At 45.8% G+C, this 18,031-nt stretch carries 20 protein-coding genes; 10 read left to right on the forward strand and 10 right to left on the reverse strand.

The window, feature by feature from the left end:
- Nucleotides 1–102: 102 nt before the first annotated feature.
- Nucleotides 103–609 (reverse strand): flavodoxin FldA, encoded by a 507-nt coding sequence (gene fldA, locus B5F71_RS09735; protein ID WP_022040277.1) that lies wholly within the window; start codon nucleotides 607–609, stop codon nucleotides 103–105.
- 170 nt (nucleotides 610–779) lie between these two features.
- Between fldA and B5F71_RS09740 the strand changes: the two genes are divergently transcribed.
- From B5F71_RS09740 to B5F71_RS09780, 9 genes are all read left to right on the forward strand, one after another.
- Complete coding sequence (locus B5F71_RS09740; RefSeq protein ID WP_022040278.1) at nucleotides 780–1,922, forward strand: aldose epimerase family protein; 1,143 nt, start codon at nucleotides 780–782, stop codon at nucleotides 1,920–1,922.
- Between the two features lie 142 nt (nucleotides 1,923–2,064).
- The gene (locus B5F71_RS09745; RefSeq protein WP_241148584.1) at nucleotides 2,065–2,859 is read left to right on the forward strand and encodes a metallophosphoesterase; all 795 of its coding nucleotides are present in this window, start codon (nucleotides 2,065–2,067) and stop codon (nucleotides 2,857–2,859) included.
- Nucleotides 2,840–3,508: a hypothetical protein gene (locus B5F71_RS09750; protein ID WP_087209733.1), complete on the forward strand. Its 669-nt coding sequence runs from the start codon at nucleotides 2,840–2,842 to the stop codon at nucleotides 3,506–3,508. The genes B5F71_RS09745 and B5F71_RS09750 overlap by 20 nt, the downstream gene beginning before the upstream one ends.
- A gap of 184 nt (nucleotides 3,509–3,692) precedes the next feature.
- Nucleotides 3,693–4,472: a phosphate ABC transporter substrate-binding protein gene (locus B5F71_RS09755; RefSeq protein ID WP_041584124.1), complete on the forward strand. Its 780-nt coding sequence runs from the start codon at nucleotides 3,693–3,695 to the stop codon at nucleotides 4,470–4,472.
- A gap of 43 nt (nucleotides 4,473–4,515) precedes the next feature.
- On the forward strand, nucleotides 4,516–5,709 hold the full coding sequence (pstC, locus tag B5F71_RS09760) for a phosphate ABC transporter permease subunit PstC (RefSeq protein WP_013619505.1): 1,194 nt from the start codon (nucleotides 4,516–4,518) through the stop codon (nucleotides 5,707–5,709).
- A gap of 30 nt (nucleotides 5,710–5,739) precedes the next feature.
- Entirely contained in the window at nucleotides 5,740–6,597 is an 858-nt protein-coding gene (gene pstA / locus B5F71_RS09765; RefSeq protein WP_083802666.1) for a phosphate ABC transporter permease PstA, read from the forward strand.
- An 18-nt stretch (nucleotides 6,598–6,615) separates the two neighbouring features.
- Nucleotides 6,616–7,368, forward strand: coding sequence for a phosphate ABC transporter ATP-binding protein PstB (gene pstB, locus B5F71_RS09770; RefSeq protein WP_087209736.1), 753 nt, complete (start codon nucleotides 6,616–6,618; stop codon nucleotides 7,366–7,368).
- 53 nt (nucleotides 7,369–7,421) lie between these two features.
- Nucleotides 7,422–8,141 carry a phosphate signaling complex protein PhoU gene (gene phoU / locus B5F71_RS09775; protein ID WP_013619502.1) on the forward strand — a complete coding sequence of 240 codons (720 nt, stop codon included), beginning with the start codon at nucleotides 7,422–7,424 and terminating at the stop codon, nucleotides 8,139–8,141.
- 94 nt (nucleotides 8,142–8,235) lie between these two features.
- The gene (locus B5F71_RS09780) at nucleotides 8,236–8,775 is read left to right on the forward strand and encodes an N-acetyltransferase (RefSeq protein WP_087209739.1); all 540 of its coding nucleotides are present in this window, start codon (nucleotides 8,236–8,238) and stop codon (nucleotides 8,773–8,775) included.
- Between the two features lie 26 nt (nucleotides 8,776–8,801).
- On the opposite strand, the gene B5F71_RS09785 is transcribed toward B5F71_RS09780, so the two are convergent.
- From B5F71_RS09785 to B5F71_RS09800, 4 genes are all read right to left on the reverse strand, one after another.
- The gene (locus tag B5F71_RS09785) at nucleotides 8,802–9,416 is read right to left on the reverse strand and encodes an LUD domain-containing protein (protein WP_022040282.1); all 615 of its coding nucleotides are present in this window, start codon (nucleotides 9,414–9,416) and stop codon (nucleotides 8,802–8,804) included.
- Between the two features lie 135 nt (nucleotides 9,417–9,551).
- Nucleotides 9,552–10,916, reverse strand: a complete 1,365-nt coding sequence (locus B5F71_RS09790) for a lactate utilization protein B (protein WP_087209741.1) — start codon at nucleotides 10,914–10,916, stop codon at nucleotides 9,552–9,554.
- Complete coding sequence (locus B5F71_RS09795; protein WP_087209744.1) at nucleotides 10,913–11,653, reverse strand: (Fe-S)-binding protein; 741 nt, start codon at nucleotides 11,651–11,653, stop codon at nucleotides 10,913–10,915. Before B5F71_RS09795 ends, B5F71_RS09790 begins: the two co-directional genes overlap by 4 nt.
- A gap of 204 nt (nucleotides 11,654–11,857) precedes the next feature.
- Nucleotides 11,858–12,547: an MIP family channel protein gene (locus B5F71_RS09800; protein WP_087209746.1), complete on the reverse strand. Its 690-nt coding sequence runs from the start codon at nucleotides 12,545–12,547 to the stop codon at nucleotides 11,858–11,860.
- Nucleotides 12,548–12,710: 163 nt separating this feature from the next.
- Between B5F71_RS09800 and B5F71_RS09805 the strand changes: the two genes are divergently transcribed.
- The gene (locus B5F71_RS09805; RefSeq protein WP_087209749.1) at nucleotides 12,711–12,938 is read left to right on the forward strand and encodes a winged helix-turn-helix domain-containing protein; all 228 of its coding nucleotides are present in this window, start codon (nucleotides 12,711–12,713) and stop codon (nucleotides 12,936–12,938) included.
- Nucleotides 12,939–13,454: 516 nt separating this feature from the next.
- Here the strand turns inward: B5F71_RS09805 and B5F71_RS09815 are convergent.
- The 5 genes from B5F71_RS09815 to B5F71_RS09835 all read right to left on the reverse strand — a co-directional run bounded on the left by B5F71_RS09815 (nucleotide 13,455) and on the right by B5F71_RS09835 (nucleotide 17,827).
- Nucleotides 13,455–13,664: a winged helix-turn-helix domain-containing protein gene (locus B5F71_RS09815; RefSeq protein ID WP_022040287.1), complete on the reverse strand. Its 210-nt coding sequence runs from the start codon at nucleotides 13,662–13,664 to the stop codon at nucleotides 13,455–13,457.
- Between the two features lie 170 nt (nucleotides 13,665–13,834).
- Entirely contained in the window at nucleotides 13,835–14,308 is a 474-nt protein-coding gene (locus B5F71_RS09820) for a C-GCAxxG-C-C family protein (protein WP_087209755.1), read from the reverse strand.
- 9 nt (nucleotides 14,309–14,317) lie between these two features.
- Nucleotides 14,318–15,277 (reverse strand): D-2-hydroxyacid dehydrogenase, encoded by a 960-nt coding sequence (locus B5F71_RS09825; RefSeq protein WP_022040289.1) that lies wholly within the window; start codon nucleotides 15,275–15,277, stop codon nucleotides 14,318–14,320.
- Between the two features lie 15 nt (nucleotides 15,278–15,292).
- Nucleotides 15,293–16,567, reverse strand: coding sequence for a replication-associated recombination protein A (locus tag B5F71_RS09830; RefSeq protein ID WP_022040290.1), 1,275 nt, complete (start codon nucleotides 16,565–16,567; stop codon nucleotides 15,293–15,295).
- A gap of 372 nt (nucleotides 16,568–16,939) precedes the next feature.
- Nucleotides 16,940–17,827 (reverse strand): hypothetical protein, encoded by an 888-nt coding sequence (locus B5F71_RS09835; RefSeq protein WP_022040291.1) that lies wholly within the window; start codon nucleotides 17,825–17,827, stop codon nucleotides 16,940–16,942.
- Nucleotides 17,828–18,031: the final 204 nt, after the last annotated feature.

The following is an 18,031-nucleotide window of genomic DNA, read 5'->3' on the forward strand; positions in this document are numbered from 1 at the left end:
AAGCAATAATCCGAAGAATGACAAATGAACATGAATAACCTTGTATGGCAATTGTCAACCGCCGGTTCTTCAACTATCACCCATCAGCCGATAAACAAAGAACTATGCCAAATCAGACTTAAGCATATCAGTCCAGACCGTAATGCGTTCGTCTGTCTTGTCACTTTCGTTCACATCATCAATGGCAAGTCCTACGAATTTACCGTCAATTACCGAAATCGAAGAAGCATAGGTATAATCGCTGTCGGACACGGCACCCACAAAACGGCACCCACTGTCTTTCAAGTCTTCGTAAAGCACTCCCATGCCGTCGCAGAAAGTATCACCATACGATTCGGAATCACCGCACCCAAACAATGCGATGGTTTTCCCTTTCAAGTCCATACCTTTCAGCACCCTGATGCCATCATACCAGTCGTCCTGCAATTCACCATCACCCCATGTAGATGTACCTAAAATCAAAGCTTCGTAAGCATTCACCATATCAGCACTCATCTTGCTCACATCGTGTACATCAGCTGATGCAATACCTAACTTCTCTGCTATCCGACCGGCTATCGCTTCCGTGGTACCGGTCGTAGAACCATAAAATACTCCTGTTTTTTTCATTTCTATTTGTGTTTGTGATTTGATGATACAAAGTAAAGACAAAACACCAAAATAAGAAATACCTAAAAATAGTGATTTTCAAACCGACCGGGGACCAATGATTTTATTCCCCGACAAGCCCACAAATTGACAAGAAAAAACTATCTTTGCCGATAGAACAAACATTGCATATGAAACTAACCAATCTATCTCACATAGTAAGCATCGGACTGCTGGTACTCACCACTTCGTGCAGCAGTCACAGGTTTACCACCGCATCAGGCCTGCAGCCTAAAGCTTTCCTGCAAAAAGTAGAAGGACAAAAAACGAGCTTATACAAGATAACCAACTCGAAAGGCATAGAAGCATGCATCACCAATTACGGCGCACGCGTAGTGTCACTCATGGTACCCGATAAAAACGGAAAACTGGAAGACATAGTATGCGGCTTTTCCAATATCGAAGATTACATCAGCCAGTCGCAAAACTACGGAGCCACTGTGGGCAGATATATCGGCCGCATCCTAAACGCACAATATACATTGGAGGGGAAAACCTACCACCTCCAAGCCAACCACTCCCTGGGACATACCGCCCATGGAGGAAATCCCAACTTCGGAGCGCGGATGTGGAAAGCCACACACGTATCTCCTTCATCCGTTACGTTACATTATCTCTCACCCGACGGTGAAAACGGATTTCCAGGCAATCTGCATATTTCAGTTACCTATACCCTGACCGAAGACAACGCATTGGACATCCGTTACGAGGCAACGACCGACAAGACCACCGTACTCAACCTATGCAATCACTCCTTCTTTAATATATCGGGCAACCTGAATCAAAGTGTAGAAAACCAAACCATGTGGGTAGATGCCGACTATTTCAGCGCATACGACCGGAACAAATGTGTCACAGGAGAATTATGGCCTGTTGCTTCTACCCCACTTGATTTCAGAATCCCCCACAAACTTGCCGACCATATTAACGACGACTACGGACAACTGAATGTAGTGAACGGATACGACCATGCCTGGGCTTTGAACCATCCGGGAAATGACACACATGTAGCAGCCTGGATTTACGACGAGAAGAGCGGACGGAAAATGGAAATCTATACCACCGAACCAGCCATCCATATCTATACCGGAAACGGACTGAAAGGAAAAGTAAAAGGGAAAAACAACATTTATTATCCTTTCCGTGGTGCTGTCTGTTTCGAAACGTGTCATTTCCAAGACAGCCCCAACAATCCTCAGTTCCCCTCAACGACGTTGCATCCGGACGAGACCTTTACAAGCCATACAGTTTACAAATTCGTAAATGTCCGTTGACAAAAAACAACGATTGGAACAATATTCCCGAAAAATCAATATTGTACAATTGGCTTTTTATGACAAACTTTGCAACCCATACATAAAAGAGACACATTTTATGCGCAAAATTACCGGAAAAAAGTTTTACACAAGCCTCTTTATGAGTTGCATATCCCTTTTCTCTGCCTGTTGGCTGAGTGGATGCGAAATGATAGAATATCATCCATACGACCTGGACATTGATGGTGAAACAGGCATCAATGCCAAAAACATCGAACGCATTGAAAGTGCATTACAAGGAAAAGATTCGTTCTCTTTCGTATTCATCAGCGACACGCAACGCTGGTACGATGAAACAGAAGATGCCGTAGCTGCCATCAACCGGCTGGACAGTGTAGACTTCGTGATACATACAGGCGACCTCTCCGACTTCGGATTGAAACTAGAATTTGAATTACAACGTAACATACTGAACAAACTGAACGTACCATACGTATGCCTGCTGGGCAACCACGATTGCCTTGCTACAGGACAGGACGTGTACCGGCTCATATTCGGTGACGAGAACTTCACTTTCGAGGCAGGAAACACACATTTCGTATGTCTTAACACCAATGCTTTGGAGTTCGACTATACCGAAGCAATACCTGACCTTGCCTTTATGGAAAACGACCGCAACCAACTGCCCGGAAGCTGTACCCGCACCGTTACTGCCATGCACGCGGCACCTTATACCGAACAGTTCAACAACAATATCGCCCTCGTTTTCCAACACTACCTGAAAACCTATCCTTCGCTCCAGCTCTGTCTGGCAGGGCACACGCATAGCCTTTCTGTAGAAGAACTATTCGATGACGATGTGTTATATTATACAGCCCCTTCCATCAAAAAACGTACGCTACTCCGTTTTACTTTCACTCCTGACACTTACCAATATGAAACAATCGCTTTTTAACCTGATTGCCCTATTGCTCCTTCCATTGTTGCCCATTACCACCCTTGGAAGTCCCTCCGACTCAACCAGTTTGCCATCTCCCCGGAAATGGGACAAACGGGTTCACCAGCGTTATGAAGGCTGGGAGCGGTTACGTCCTACTCACGTAAAATTCCAATACGCCGGAGGCATGGGAGTTTCAGCAGTCGGGATAGGATGGGATTATGGCAAACGCCGCCAGTGGGAAAGCGATTTTCTAGTAGGTTTCCTGCCGGGCAAATATGCCGACAAGTTCAGACTGACCTTTACCGTAAAACAAAGCTATATCCCTTGGAGCATGAGTTTCGACAAGCACTGGGCACTAGAGCCTTTCTATTGCGGACTGTATGTAACAACCATTGCCGGGGAGGAATTCTGGAAAAAAGAACCAGGACGCTATCCCAACGGCTACTACAATTTCAGTACCAAGATGCGCCCATACATTTTTATCGGACAACGGATGAACTTTAATTTGAAAAACAGCATTGTAAAACACGTTGCCATGTTTTACGAAATAAGCAGTTGCGAATTGTACATCATCAGCAAAGCAACCAACAGCAGTCTGAAAATGAAAGACATATTACGAATATCGTTTGGAGTAAAGGTCCAGTTATTTAAAGACAATGATTGACAAAAAGAGCATCGGTCTTTCCCATTACTTCAAATTTAGCTGGAATGCCTCAGATATGTAATATTTTTGTAACACCCCTTTCGGAGAATTCGTTGTACCTTTGAGCCGTTAAATTTTAGAATCAAAAACTGGATATTAACGGCGTATGAAGAAATGTGTTTCTTTTTTCTTAGGAGCGTGCTGTATGTGTCTTCCTGGCATACTGATGGCACAACGCATCAAGGGAAGCGATACCGTACTTCCTCTTACTCAGGAACTATCGGAAATGTACATGAATCAAAATCCCTCTGCTACAGTTACTGTCACCGGAGGCGGTAGCGGTGTAGGAATCTCAGCATTACTTGACGGAACAACCGACTTGGCAATGGCATCCCGAAAAATAAAGTTCAGCGAGAAAATGAAAATGAAACAGTCGAAGCACGAGCCCTGCGAATATATCGTGGCATACGATGCACTGGCTGTTATTGTCAATCCTCAAAATCCGGTTAAACAACTTACCCGCGAACAATTGGAAGGCATCTTCCGGGGCAAAATCACCAACTGGAAAGAAGTGGGAGGTGAAGATGCCCGCATCGTAGTCTACTCGCGCGAAACGTCTTCGGGTACATACGAATTCTTCAAAGAAAGTGTTTTACACAACAAAAACTATATGAGCAGCGTGCTCTCTATGCCTGCCACAGGTGCTATCATCCAATCAGTACGCCAGACCAAAGGCGCTATCGGCTATGTAGGATTGGCTTACTTGAATCCTTATGTGAAAGCTATTGCCGTATCCTACGACCAAGGCAAACACTACGTCTATCCCTCGGTAGAAAGCGCGACGCGAAAAGAATATCCCATTGTCCGTCCGTTGTATTACTATTACGACAAGCAAAACGAAAAGAATGTCATGCCATTCCTCAATTTCACCACCTCGAAAGAAGGGCAAGCCAAAACATTGGATTTGGGCTTCATTCCTCGTTAACCACGATACGTAACAGGTATATATAAATAAGGTATATAGAAATATGAAAAGATTGATTGATAACATCGCACGGTATGTGCTTACCGTGAGCGGATTCACCACCAGTGTGGTAATCCTGCTGATTATCGGCTTCTTGTTCAAAGAAGCAGTAGGCCTCTTCAACAATCCCATCGTAGAAGACGGATACGTGCTGGCACTGAACAAGGAAAACGATGTAAAACGACTCAGCGCACAACAAATCAAAAACATTTTCGATGAGGAAATCACCAACTGGAAAGAAGTGGGAGGCAAAGACATGCCCATTACCGTGTTCCGTCTGGAAGACCTCGACAAGCATTATACAGAAGCGGAATTAGGAGCGGAATATGAATATGCTGGCGACAAGATTGCTGAACAGGTTCACCAGACTCCGGGTATTGTTGCCTACGTCCCCGATGTATTGATGAAAGGACAAAAAGACATCCATTACATCGAAAACCAAGATATTCCCGTAAAAGACGTCTTATTAGGCAACGAATGGTTCCCTACCGCAACTCCTTCCCCTATTTTCGGTATTCTTCCATTGATTAGCGGTACGCTATGGGTAAGCTTTTTCGCCATCCTCATCGCCTTGCCTTTCGGGCTTGCCATTTCCATTTATCTTGCCGAAGTGGCAAACGAAAAGACCCGAAAATTCCTGAAGCCAATTATCGAATTACTGAATGGTATTCCTTCTGTCGTTTACGGTTTCTTTGGCCTGGCGGTCATCGTACCTTTCCTCCAGCAGACATTCAACCTGCCTGTAGGTGAATCGGGGTTGGCAGGCAGCCTGGTACTTGCCATCATGGCATTGCCGACCATCATCACCGTAGGCGAAGACGCCATGCGCAGTTGTCCGCGAAGCATGCGCGAAGCCAGCCTTGCCTTGGGAGCTACACAATGGCAGACTATTTATAAAGTCGTAATCCCGTTTTCTATTTCCGGTATTACCTCTGGCATTGTATTGGGCATCGGACGCGCCATCGGCGAAACCATGGCGGTATTGATGGTAACCGGTAATGCAGCAGTCATGCCCCATAGCATTCTGGAACCATTGCGCACCATCCCGGCAACCATTGCTGCCGAATTGGGTGAAGCGCCTGCCGGAGGTGCACACTACCAGTCACTTTTCCTACTGGGTGTCATCCTGTTTTTCATCACTTTAATTATTAACTCTTGCGTAGAAATCGTATCTTCGCGCAATAAATTCAAGAAATAACGTATGGCTGTAGAAATCGATCCGTCTTACATGAAGCACAAAAAAGGCATTCAGAAAGGAATGTTCACTTGCTTCCGCATACTGAGCTACTTCATTGCAGCAGTATTGTTCTACATATTGGGATTTATCATCGTAAAAGGCATCAGTGTCATCAATTGGGACTTCCTCACCCAGGCTCCTACCGACGGTATGACCAAAGGAGGAATCCTACCTGCCATTGTGGGTACGTTTTACCTGATGATAGGAAGTGCCGTATTCTCGTTTCCTGTAGGTGTGATGAGCGGCATTTATATGAACGAATATGCCCCTAAAGGCAAAATGGTAAACTTCATCCGCACAATGACAAACAACCTTGCCGGCATCCCGTCTATCGTATTCGGCTTGTTCGGTATGGCTTTCTTTGTCAATTACCTCGACTTTGGCGACAGCATCATAGCCGGTTCGCTTACGTTAGGCTTGCTTGCCTTGCCGATTGTCATCCGTACAACGGAAGAAGCCTTTAAGGATATCCCTAACAGTTATCGCGAAGGAAGCCTTGCTTTGGGCGCTACCAAGGCACAGACCATCTGGAAAGTATTGCTGCCTATGGCAATGCCCCGCATCATTACCGGACTGATACTTTCATTGGGACGTGTATCGGGCGAAACCGCCCCCATCCTCTTTACGTGTGCCGCCTATTTCTTGCCCAAGCTGCCCGAAAGCATATTCGACCAATGTATGGCGTTGCCGTATCACCTGTATGTCATCGCTACCAGCGGCACCGACATTGAGGCACAAACGCCTATCGCCTATGGCACAGCATTTGTTCTGATTGTCATCGTACTGATTATGAACTTGCTTGCCAACAACATCCGAAAATATTTTGAAAACAAATTAAAATCCAAATAAACCATAATCGTCATCTGTATGAATAAGATTGAAGCTAAAAACGTAGATTTCTATTACGGCGACTTTCATGCGCTGAAGAATATCAATATCACGATTCCAAACAATGAAGTGGTTGCCTTTATCGGTCCTTCCGGATGTGGTAAATCAACCTTCCTGCGCTTGTTCAACCGCATGAACGATTTGATTCCGGGAACCCGGTTGACTGGAGAAATCTGTATTGACGGACGGAACATCTACGAACCGTCGATCAATGTAGACATCTTACGCAAAAACGTGGGTATGGTATTCCAACGTCCCAACCCGTTCCCGAAAAGTATCTTTGAAAATGTAGCTTACGGGTTACGCGTCAATGGCATCAAAGACAAGGAATTCATTACCGAACGGGTGGAAACAGCATTGAAAGGCGCAGCCTTGTGGAACGAAGTGAAAGACAAGTTGAAGGCTTCTGCCTACGATCTCTCCGGAGGACAACAGCAGCGTCTGTGCATCGCACGTGCCATGGCAGTAGAACCTTCGGTATTGCTGATGGACGAACCGGCATCTGCCCTCGACCCCATTTCTACTGCAAAGATTGAAGAACTGATTTGCGAACTGAGCTCACAGACTACTGTAGTCATCGTAACCCACAGCATGCAACAGGCTGCCCGCGTAAGTAACAAGACTGCTTTCTTCTATATGGGCGAAATGGTAGAATACGGCGAAACCAAGAAAATCTTTACCAGCCCCGATAAAGAAGCTACCCAGAATTACATTACCGGACGCTTCGGATAAATTGTCAACTATTAATTGTCAATCATTAACTATTCACTATTAATTATACAGACATGGTAAAATTTGTAGAAAACGAACTTCTCAACATCAAGACAGAAGTAAACGATATGTGGCAGTTGGTTTACCAACAACTGAACAATGCCTATAAATCTGTATTGGAAGTCAATATGGAACTTGCCGATAAAGTAATATTACGCGAAAAACGTGTCAATGCATTCGAATTGCGTATCGACAGTGACATCGAAGATTTCATCGCATTGTACAATCCCGTAGCTGTAGACTTGCGCTTTGCACTTGCCATGCTGAAAATCAATACCAACCTGGAACGCATCGGCGACTATGCCGACAGCATCGCACGCTTTGTCATCCGCACCGATTTGAAACCGGAAAACAAGGCACTGTTTGCCGAACTCCAGCTGGAAGACATGTTCGATATGGTATTGCACATGCTCAGCACCACATACGATGCTTTGCAGAAACAGGACATCGGACTTGCAAAATCCATCTTCGACAAAGACGAAACATTGGATATCTTGAACAAAAACGCCATCGATACACTGGCGGCATACGCCAACGAACATCCCGAAGATATCAAGTTGTGTCTGGAAATTGCAGGCATCTTCCGCAAACTGGAACGTGCGGGTGACCACATCAACAACCTCGCCGAAGAAACTGTATTCTACATTGATGCGGAAGTATTGAAACACCACAAATCAATGCTTAGAGATTCGGAAGAAGAAAATCTGGAAAACGACAACAAAGCAGAAAGCTAAATCCGAAAGGAAACCTCCATAAACAAATCCCCCGGCATGCTGCGGTTCACACCAGAACCGGCAGATGCCGGGGCTTTATGCTATAAACAAAAAAATGAGAAACGACCTATCAATCAGAGAAGAAAAAAGCAAGGATTTTCCCTTCATACGTAGCCTGACCGAACAGGCCTTTCTACACGTACCGGAAAGCGACCATACAGAACACTTGCTGGTGGAACGCCTGCGGCAATCAGAAGCCTATATTCCGGAACTGTCTTTGGTGGCAGAAACAAACACAGGAAAAATCGTAGGACACATCCTGCTTTCAAAAGTGGAAATCGTATCAGAAAAAGGCACGACCACCGTACTTAGCGTCGCTCCCCTGTCTGTATTGCCTGAATTTCAACGGCAAGGCATCGGAGGCATGCTCCTGCGTGAAGCCCACAGGCGGGCAGCCCTGCTGGGTTACAAAGCTGTCCTGTTGCTGGGGCATAAAGATTACTATCCACGATTTGGTTACCGGAAAGCTTCATCCTATGGCATAAGATTTCCTTTCAATGCCCCCGATGAATGTTGCATGGCTATCGAACTGGAACCGGACGGACTACAAGATGTACACGGATGGGTACGTTATCCCAACGCTTTCTTCGAATAGTCTCATTGGTTCCTGCACATCTCTGGTCACAACAATATCACGGTCACGCTACGCGGACCGTGGGCTCCCATAACCAAAGCCTGCTCAATATCGGCAGTCTTCGAAGGTCCCGACATAAAAACCCCATAACCATATTCGCCCGTATCAATCCGCTTGTAAGCCTCGTGCATGTTGTTGACAAGATTCTTACGGTCCAGCAAAATCACCAGTGCCTCCGAAATAAAGTAAATGGCACGTTGTTCCACATCCTGCTGCAACCAGACAGCACCGTTTTCGCATACACCAATCCTGCCATCAACGATGGCAAGGTCTGTACCGTCCAGTTCTCCCGGATTTTCCACCTCATCCGGATGGAAAGTCGCACAGGTGATAAGTTGGATTTTTTCACCTGTAGGCACTTCTTTCAGAATGGACGCAATGCGTTTGGCATCCGGATACAATTGCAGGATAACTTCGTTCAAATCGTCTTCCTTTCCCAACACAACGGCTTTACCGCCCATCTGTACCATAATTTTACAAAATTGGCCAACCGGATCCGCATAAGTCAAAGCTTCCTCTTCCAGCGATGTCAAGTCCGGCCGCTCATAACGTGTCCGCGTATTGCGGCGTATGTTCTGTAATATATCTTCTCTACTGCTCATTGTTTATTTTTTTATTTAAGAAACCAGGTACCAGGTACTAGTTGACTAGGTTCTAAATAGCATTACTTTGTCAACGCCCACAAAAAGTATCTAAAACCTAGTCACCTAGTACCTGGTCAACCAGTCCCCTTATACTCAAACTTTTCCTTTCTTCCACATCTCGTTGAAACTCTCTTTGACAAACTTCGGCATCTCATGCTCCTTGCCCCAGTCATTCATATCGTTGTACAATGCCCAGCGGGGAAGCGAATTGGCGATGGAAGCATTCTTCAAGGCAAAGTTGAACAAGGCAGGACGCTCCATCAGGAACTTCATGCCGCCCGACATCAGCTTCTTTTCCTTGCTTGCCACACCCAAGCCGTCCATGCGCTGGCGCCAACGGTAAATCTGGTCGGCAAGGTCAACCTTTGCCGGACACACATTCTGGCACGAATAACACAGTGAGCATGCCGAAACATTGTCATAATAGTGCAAAGGAGCCTTCAGCATACCCAGATTGATGCCGATGGGTCCCGGTATGAAATAGGTGTACGAATAACCTCCCGAACGCCTGTACACCGGACAAGTATTCATACACGCACCACAACGCAGGCAATTCAGCGTCTTCACATGCTCCTGGTCGGCAAGAATCTGGCTCCGCCCATTATCTACAATGATGATATGCAACTCGCCTCCCTTCCGTGGCTTACGGTAATGCGACGTATATGAAGTAATGGGCTGCCCTGTGCCCGAACGTGCCAACAGACGGGTAAATACGCCCAAAGCTTCACGGTCGGGAACAATCTTTTCCAGCCCGAAAGCCGTAATCTGAAGTTTGGGCTGCGAAGTGCCCATATCGGCGTTCCCTTCATTGGTACACACTACACATTCACCGGTCGATGCCACCGCAAAATTGGCACCCGTCATGGCTGCTTCCGCATGAATGAACTTCTGGCGCAAGTTCTTGCGCGCCGCATGAGTCAGGTATGTCTGGTCGTTATTGCCTGGCTCGGTACCCATTTCACGCACGAACAACTCACCGATTTCTTCTTTCTTGATATGAATGGCAGGCATCACGATATGGCTCGGACGCTTGTGCATCAGTTGAAGGATGCGTTCGCCCAAATCACTTTCCACCACCTCGATTCCTTTTTCTTCCAGATACTCGTTCAGCCCACACTCCTCGGCAAGCATCGATTTGCTCTTGATGAAATGCTTCACCTGATGCCCGCTCAGGATATTATAAATAATTTTACAATACTCATCGGCATCTTTTGCCCAATACACGTATGCACCGTTGGCAAGTGCATTTTTCTCAAATTCCTGCAACAACTGGTCCAAATGACTGTTGCTGTACATCTTCAGGGCACATGCCGCATCACGCAACTGCTCCCACTCAGGAACCTCCTTACTCATTTTATCCCGTTTGGCACGCACCATCCATAACGTCTCGTCGTGCCAGGCAGCCATCTCACGGTTCTTCAGAAACGCTCCGGCAGCTTTCGAATGTTTCGTACTCATAATCCTGCAGCTAAAATTTGAACAATATGAATGGTCTTGATAGGCAGATGGTCGCGCTCGATAATGCCTGTCTGATGCATCAGGCACGAACTGTCTGCTCCTACGATATACTCGGCACCCGTATCAATGTGCCGTTGCACCTTATCGCGCCCCATACGCCCCGACACATCGTGTTCTTCTACGGCAAACATGCCTCCGAAGCCACAACATTCGTCCGGACGCTCAGGCTCTACAATCTCGATACCCTTTACCAACGACAACAAATCGCGCAATTTATTATAATAAGGTACGTTCAGTTCACTGGGCGACGAGAGGTGCATCAGCCTCACCCCGTGACAACTGTTCTGAATGCTGACCTTATGCGGGAACGATGCCGGAAGCGAATCCGGCTTTATCACATCGTGGATAAACTCGCAAATATCGTAAATCTTGCCTTCACTGGCACAACGGTGCGGTTCCTCTTTCAGCAAATTACCATAATGGTCGCGTACGAACACCACACAACTGGCAGAAGGCCCGACGATATAATCGTACCCCTCAAACAATCTATCGAAACGCTTTGCCAGCTCTTTCGATTCCATTTCAAACCCTGCATTTGCCATTGGCTGTCCGCAACAGGTCTGGTCCAATGGATAATCCACATCCACCCCCAGGCTTTTCAGGAGCTTGTAGGAGGCAACCCCCACTTCGGGATAGACGGCATTGATGTAACAGGGAACAAACAATCCTACTTTCATTTTTCTTGCCATTAAGTTATTTCACAAGCAAAGTTACGCTATATTCTTGAATAAACGAAATGACTTTACGGATATTTTCAGGAAGGATGAAATAACCTCCGCATCGGCTTTTGCAGATTTATGGCAAAACCACTAAAAAAAGGATGCGTCAAAAAAATACATAAATGACGCATCCTTGTGTTTCTCCTTATTATATATATGACACTACCGGTTTACCCGTCCTCCACCAATGGTCTTCCATACCAGCGAACTGAACGCAGCTCCTACGAAAGGTGCTACAATGAAGAGCCAAAGCTGTTCCAGTGCCTGCCCGCCTTCCACCAAGGCAGGACCGATACTACGTGCAGGATTGACCGATGTCCCCGTAATAGGAATACATACAATGTGAATCAAAACCAAAGTCAAGCCAATGGCAAGTCCGGCAAAATTACCCGCTCCCTTCTTTTCATCAGTCGCACCCAATACCACCAATACAAAAATAAAGGTAAACACTGCCTCGGCAATAAAAGCCTGGGCCATTTCTCCAGAGTCGTACGAATTCGCACCAGACAAGGTAGGTCCGCCATGCCCTCCGGTAGAAACAAGAAGTACCAGGAGCAACGAACCGATAATGCCCCCTATCACCTGAAAAATCATATACATTGCTGCATCACGGGTACTCATACGACCCGACATCCATACACCCAACGTAATAGCCGGATTGATATGACATCCCGAAACATTACCGATGGTATACGCCATAGCTACCACCGACAAACCAAAAGCCAAAGCAACTCCCAACGTTCCTACGCCTGCACCAAGAGCATCTGCCGCATTCCCTGCAAAGATAGCGCTGCCACATCCCATCAGGACAAGAATCATCGTCCCGAGCATTTCTGCCAAATATTTTCTCATAAGCCATAAGAATTAAAAGTTAAACATATAGGTTATTTGCCACCAAATTACAAAAAATATTGGAATTTATCGCTAAATTCAGTATATTTGTATCAAAGTTTAGGCAGAAATATCAAAAAACGCTGACCCAAACAGAACCATTCATCTTAAAAACCATACGACTATGAACATGCAAAGTATCGGCGAAAGCGCAGGAGTCATCTGGAAAATACTCTATGGTGACAACAGAAAATGGGAATACCAGGAATTAAAAAAGGCTACAGGCTTACGGGACCGTGAACTAAATGCCGCAATCGGCTGGTTGGCACGCGAAGGAAAAATCCAATTTGAAGAGGGTGACAGCGAGCACCCGACCGCTCTTTATATTGAACTGAGTCTTTACATCGGATAAAAAGAGCAATAATGAATGTCCGCAAACAACCAATACATACCCTTTGACAATGAAGATAACGGCATAAGTGGTTTCCATATTACTGCATCTGACTACGGAATGCACTTACTTGACAAAGTCAGTACTACTGCATTGGCAGATGAAGTATATATCCGTAGGCAGATGAAGTATATATTCAACCGCGTATGCAGTATATATTCATTTTTTAGGAGTATGCATTGACAGTTTGCAGACATTCATTTTCAGAAGCTGTTTTGAATTTATCGTGCGATGATTTGGGATGAGTTTTTGAGGCATTTTCGCTTCTGTGATGAGGAAGATAGCGGGCTATCTGACGAAGAACAGGAGCAAAAAGGACCAAAAAATCGCCCAAAGCACACACGAAAACGAATACATCAAGCCAAGAAAAACTTTTTGGAGAAATTCAAAACAGCTTCTCACCAAAATCATAAAAAAAACGTTGAAAAAATCCCTGATGACTTCTTCAACGCCTTTTTCTGTACTGCAAGATTTTACTTATTTCAACACAAAAGTCAATTCACCTGCTTCATCTTCTTTTTCTTCAATCTTGTCTTCTCTCAACAGCCAACCCAAACCTAAAAACAATTCTTTCTCTGTTTTCAGTTTCGTAGCTTTTTTCAGCTCTTTTTGAGTCATGCCTTTTTCATTCCCATTCAGTGCCTCCCAGATTTGCCCGGCGATAACACCTGCTTTTTCTTTTAACATAGTCTTTTGCTTTTAAATAGTAAACATAAAAAACTAACTCAGAAAAGTCTGCGTAGTCCCTTGCAAAAGTAATTAAAAAAAACAAATCTATGCACGCTTATTTAAAAAAGTTTCAGCTTATCAAGAAAAACAAGCAAAATACAACTCTTTAAATGTTCTGAACGTAACATTCACTTCGAAAAATGTCCTTGTCCTTCCAAAAAGTCACCGAAGATACGAGCTGCCAACTCTATCATTTTCGGACAAGGACGCTTGGCATAATATTGTGGCGTGCGCTCCTCGGGAACAGAGGTTACCGGCTCTTTTTTCGACAAGCCCAACAATTCTCCACAACACAACGTACCGGTCTGTTCCTTGAACTTTGCGGCAAGCTCTTGCACCAAAGCATAATTGGCAGACTTGCTTGCACGATCGGCTCCCACGACTGCACTACGTTCCAGTCCGGCAAGCAAAAACATGCCACATGCCGCTCCACATGTCAGACGCATCCGTCCGATTCCGGCACCGAACGAAGCCGACATCCGGAATGCCTGCTCGGGTGTAAAGCCATAAAGGTCGGCGTATGCCCCTACCACCGATTGTGCACAATTGTATCCTTCTTTAAATAAAGACACAGCTTTCGCCACACGTTCTTCTTTCGTCATCATAATCGCTTAGTTTTCCAATACATTATTAATAGGTTTCCCCCCAATCCATGCCTGCAGATTGTCTACTACCTGTTTCATCAACCGTTCACGCGCTTCTTGAGTAGCCCAGGCAATGTGAGGCGTAATGAAACAATTTTTCAATTTCAATAAAGGGTTCCCGGGCGAAGGAGGCTCCGATGAAAGTACGTCAAGTCCCGCCCCAAGCAGTTTTCCACTCAGCAAAGCACGTTCCAATGCTTTCTCGTCTATCAGCCCACCCCTGCCGGTATTGATTAAAATCGAACCTTTCTTCATCAATGACAAACGGAACGAATTGACCATTTCCTTCGTTTCAGATGTAAGCGGACAATGCAGGCTCACGATGTCGCAAGTAGAAAACACATCATTCAATTTCGCCTTCTCGTATTCTTTCGGCAATTTCATATCCATATTATGCGGACAAACAACCACTTTCATGCCAAATGCCGAAGCCACCTTAGCCATAGCCTGACCGATATGCCCGAAACCGACCAGCCCGATGCGCTTCCCGGCCAACTCTACCAGCGGAGTGTCGCGATAAGAAAAATCATTTTGTGCACTCCACACACCGTTGTGCACCTCGTTTGCATAATGCCCCACGCGTAATGTAATGTTCAGGATATGGGCAAAAGCCATCTGTACTACCGAATCGGTGCTGTATGCCGGAATGTTGGTCACAACAATGCCCTGCTTACGGGCTACCTCCAGATCAATGATGTTATACCCTGTGGCCAACACACCTATGTATTTCAAATCGGGCAAATGTTCCAACGTGTAACGGTCGAGCACGACTTTATTGGTCAATACCACATCAGCCCCTTCTGCCCTCCTTATCACATCTTCCTGTGACGTACGGTCGTGTACCGTCAATTCGCCCAGTTCTTTCAATTCTTCCCATTCACGTTCTCCCGGATTCAATGTATATCCGTCTAATACTACAATCTTCATAATTACTTTTCTTTGTTATTCTTTAAACCGCTCTCCCCACAACTGCACCATCCGGTCTTTCAACTTCTGTTCGGCAGGGTTTTCCTGCGCATGCCAGAAACGATGTCCCTGGATGCCGTCGGGTAAAAACTGCTGTTCTACAAAATGTCCTTTATAATCGTGTGCGTACTTGTATTCCTTCCCATATCCCAGCTCCTTCATCAGCTTGGTAGGAGCATTGCGCAAGTGGAGTGGCACAGGCAAGTTTCCGGTACTGCGAACCGTACTTATCGCTTCATTGATGCCCATATATGCCGAATTGCTCTTGGGACTGGTAGCCAGATAGACGGTGGCTTCTGCCAGCGGAATGCGCCCTTCGGGCCAGCCAATCTTCATTACGGCATCGAATGCTGCATTGGCAAGCAACAACGCATTCGGGTTTGCCAGCCCGATGTCTTCCGAAGCCGATATCACCAGCCTGCGGGCAATGAAGGCTGGGTCTTCTCCCCCCTCTACCATACGGGCAAGCCAATACAAAGCACCGTCCGGGTCACTTCCCCGAATCGACTTGATGAAAGCCGAAATGATGTCGTAATGCATCTCACCATCCTTGTCGTATGCCAAAGGATTCTGTTGCAGGCGTTCCACCACTTTCCCATCGGTAATGACAATCGGGTCCGAATCGTCCGCTTCTACCACCAGTTCCAGAATGTTCAACAACTTACGCGCATCTCCTCCCGAATAGCGCAACATCGCATCGGTTTCCTTTAATTCGATGTGTTTCTCTTTCAGCACCGCGTCTTTCTCCAGCGCATGGTGAAGCAATTCCAGCAAGTCGTCTTTCTCCAACGATTTCAGCACATACAGCTGACACCTTGAAAGCAACGGACGGATTACCTCAAACGAAGGATTCTCCGTAGTGGCACCTATCAAGGTAACCACCCCCGTTTCTACAGCGCCCAGCAACGAGTCTTGCTGCGACTTGCTGAAACGGTGTATTTCGTCGATGAAAAGAATCGGACTCTGCTGCGAAAAGAAACGCCCGCCACGAGCTTTTTCGATGACATCACGCACTTCCTTCACTCCCGAAGTGACTGCACTCAAGGTATAGAAAGGCACTTCCAGCCTGTTGGCTATGATTTGTGCCAACGTGGTCTTCCCCACTCCGGGAGGCCCCCATAATATAAAGGAAGAGATGCGCCCGGCATCAATCATCCGCCTCAATACGGCACCTTCTCCCACCAGATGTTTCTGCCCGATATAATCGTCTAATGTTTTCGGGCGCATCCTTTCCGCCAATGGTTGTGACATAACTCTAACTTTTTATCTCACAAAAGTAAGTATTTTCAAGATGTGAAGGAAAAACAGAGCTGGGAATTTTATAAAAAAGGCAAACGTAAGGGCATAAAAAAAGCCTCTTTTCACAAAGAAGCTTTTTTAAGTTTTCAATAGGTATTAGTTTTTTTTTTAAGGTAAAAAGATTGTTTTCAGGATAACACCACAAAGATGAGGCCTTTTTCTGAACTAAACAAATAAAAACTTATGTCTTTAAACATGTTTTTCAATTTTCTTTCATTTTTCTTTCTTTGCATTCTTTAAGGGCCCCACCCCTTCATACTGTTACAAAAGTAATAAAATTTCTTTAAAAGCAAACAAAAGAATCAAGATAATCCGAAATCTGTGCTATAATGACAATATTTTCTTTTCCACCCTCAAGTCGTCTTCCGTCATCCGAGGCGAAGGTATGTTGCACATACGGATAATATCTTCCGCCTGACAGGTATAATCGTAGTATGCCTTTTCTTTTTCATCCAGCACCTCCGGAGCCTTCAGTTCTCCCTTCAATTTCAAAAACTCGTCGCGCGCTATGCTGTCCGAATATTTTACAAAAAGGATGCGCCGCGCCACGGGATTGTAATTATAGTCGAAACACATGTACAGGCCGCGCAAGAAAGGCGGACGGTCGTACATCGGAAGTTTCAGGCAAATGTAGAACAAAGAGAGTTGAGGCGAAGGGTTCTCGTTGAACATCAGGTACAGGTGGTTGAAGCCGTTCATCAAAGCCGTACCCCAATGGGTCACCCCATACGCATTGTTATGCCCCACCTCCACATAATTGCCGTTCTCGGCAGGGGCAATCAGGTAGGGTTCAATCTTCAGGCTCCGGCTCCCCGACGAAATGCTATAGCTGATGTAAATGCCGCTGAAGTTGAACACACGCCCCATCGTCTCCTGCACATTGTTTTCCAACTGTACGAGAAACGGGCATCGGGCATCTTCCGGAACCGCCTTTGCCTGATAATCCGTGGAGAACAAAGAGTCTTTCAATCGGGCAAGCGAACCGAGCAATTTCTTTTTCGATACATTGTTCACCCACACCAGCGCATTGTTCAACGCCTCTTCCTCGCCCATCCCTTTCTCGCGGTTCTTGAAATAAGCGGGAAGCACCGTCGAATAAATAGCCGACAAGACGCTGGGCGAAAAGCCTGCCCGTTCCGCCATGTCCTTCATCTTGACGCCTTTCTGGCGCAAGAATGTCATGCGGTCGTATATTTCTTTCAATTCCTCCATAATAAAAACAGGGTTTGGGCACGAAGTTAATCAAAATTCTTCAAATATCCGCCCCGAATCATGCAGATAGTTGCGTTGCCCGATGCATATAGCTGCACGGCAGAGTCAACCAGCGAGTGCAACATTACGAAATATTTTTGAAAAAGACCTCAGCCGGAGTCAAGAAATTGAGTTTTTCTCTCGGTCTGGCATTAATTTTCTTCC

Origin of the sequence: Bacteroides sp. An269, assembly GCF_002159755.1 — a bacterium.
Lineage (GTDB): Bacteria > Bacteroidota > Bacteroidia > Bacteroidales > Bacteroidaceae > Phocaeicola > Phocaeicola intestinalis.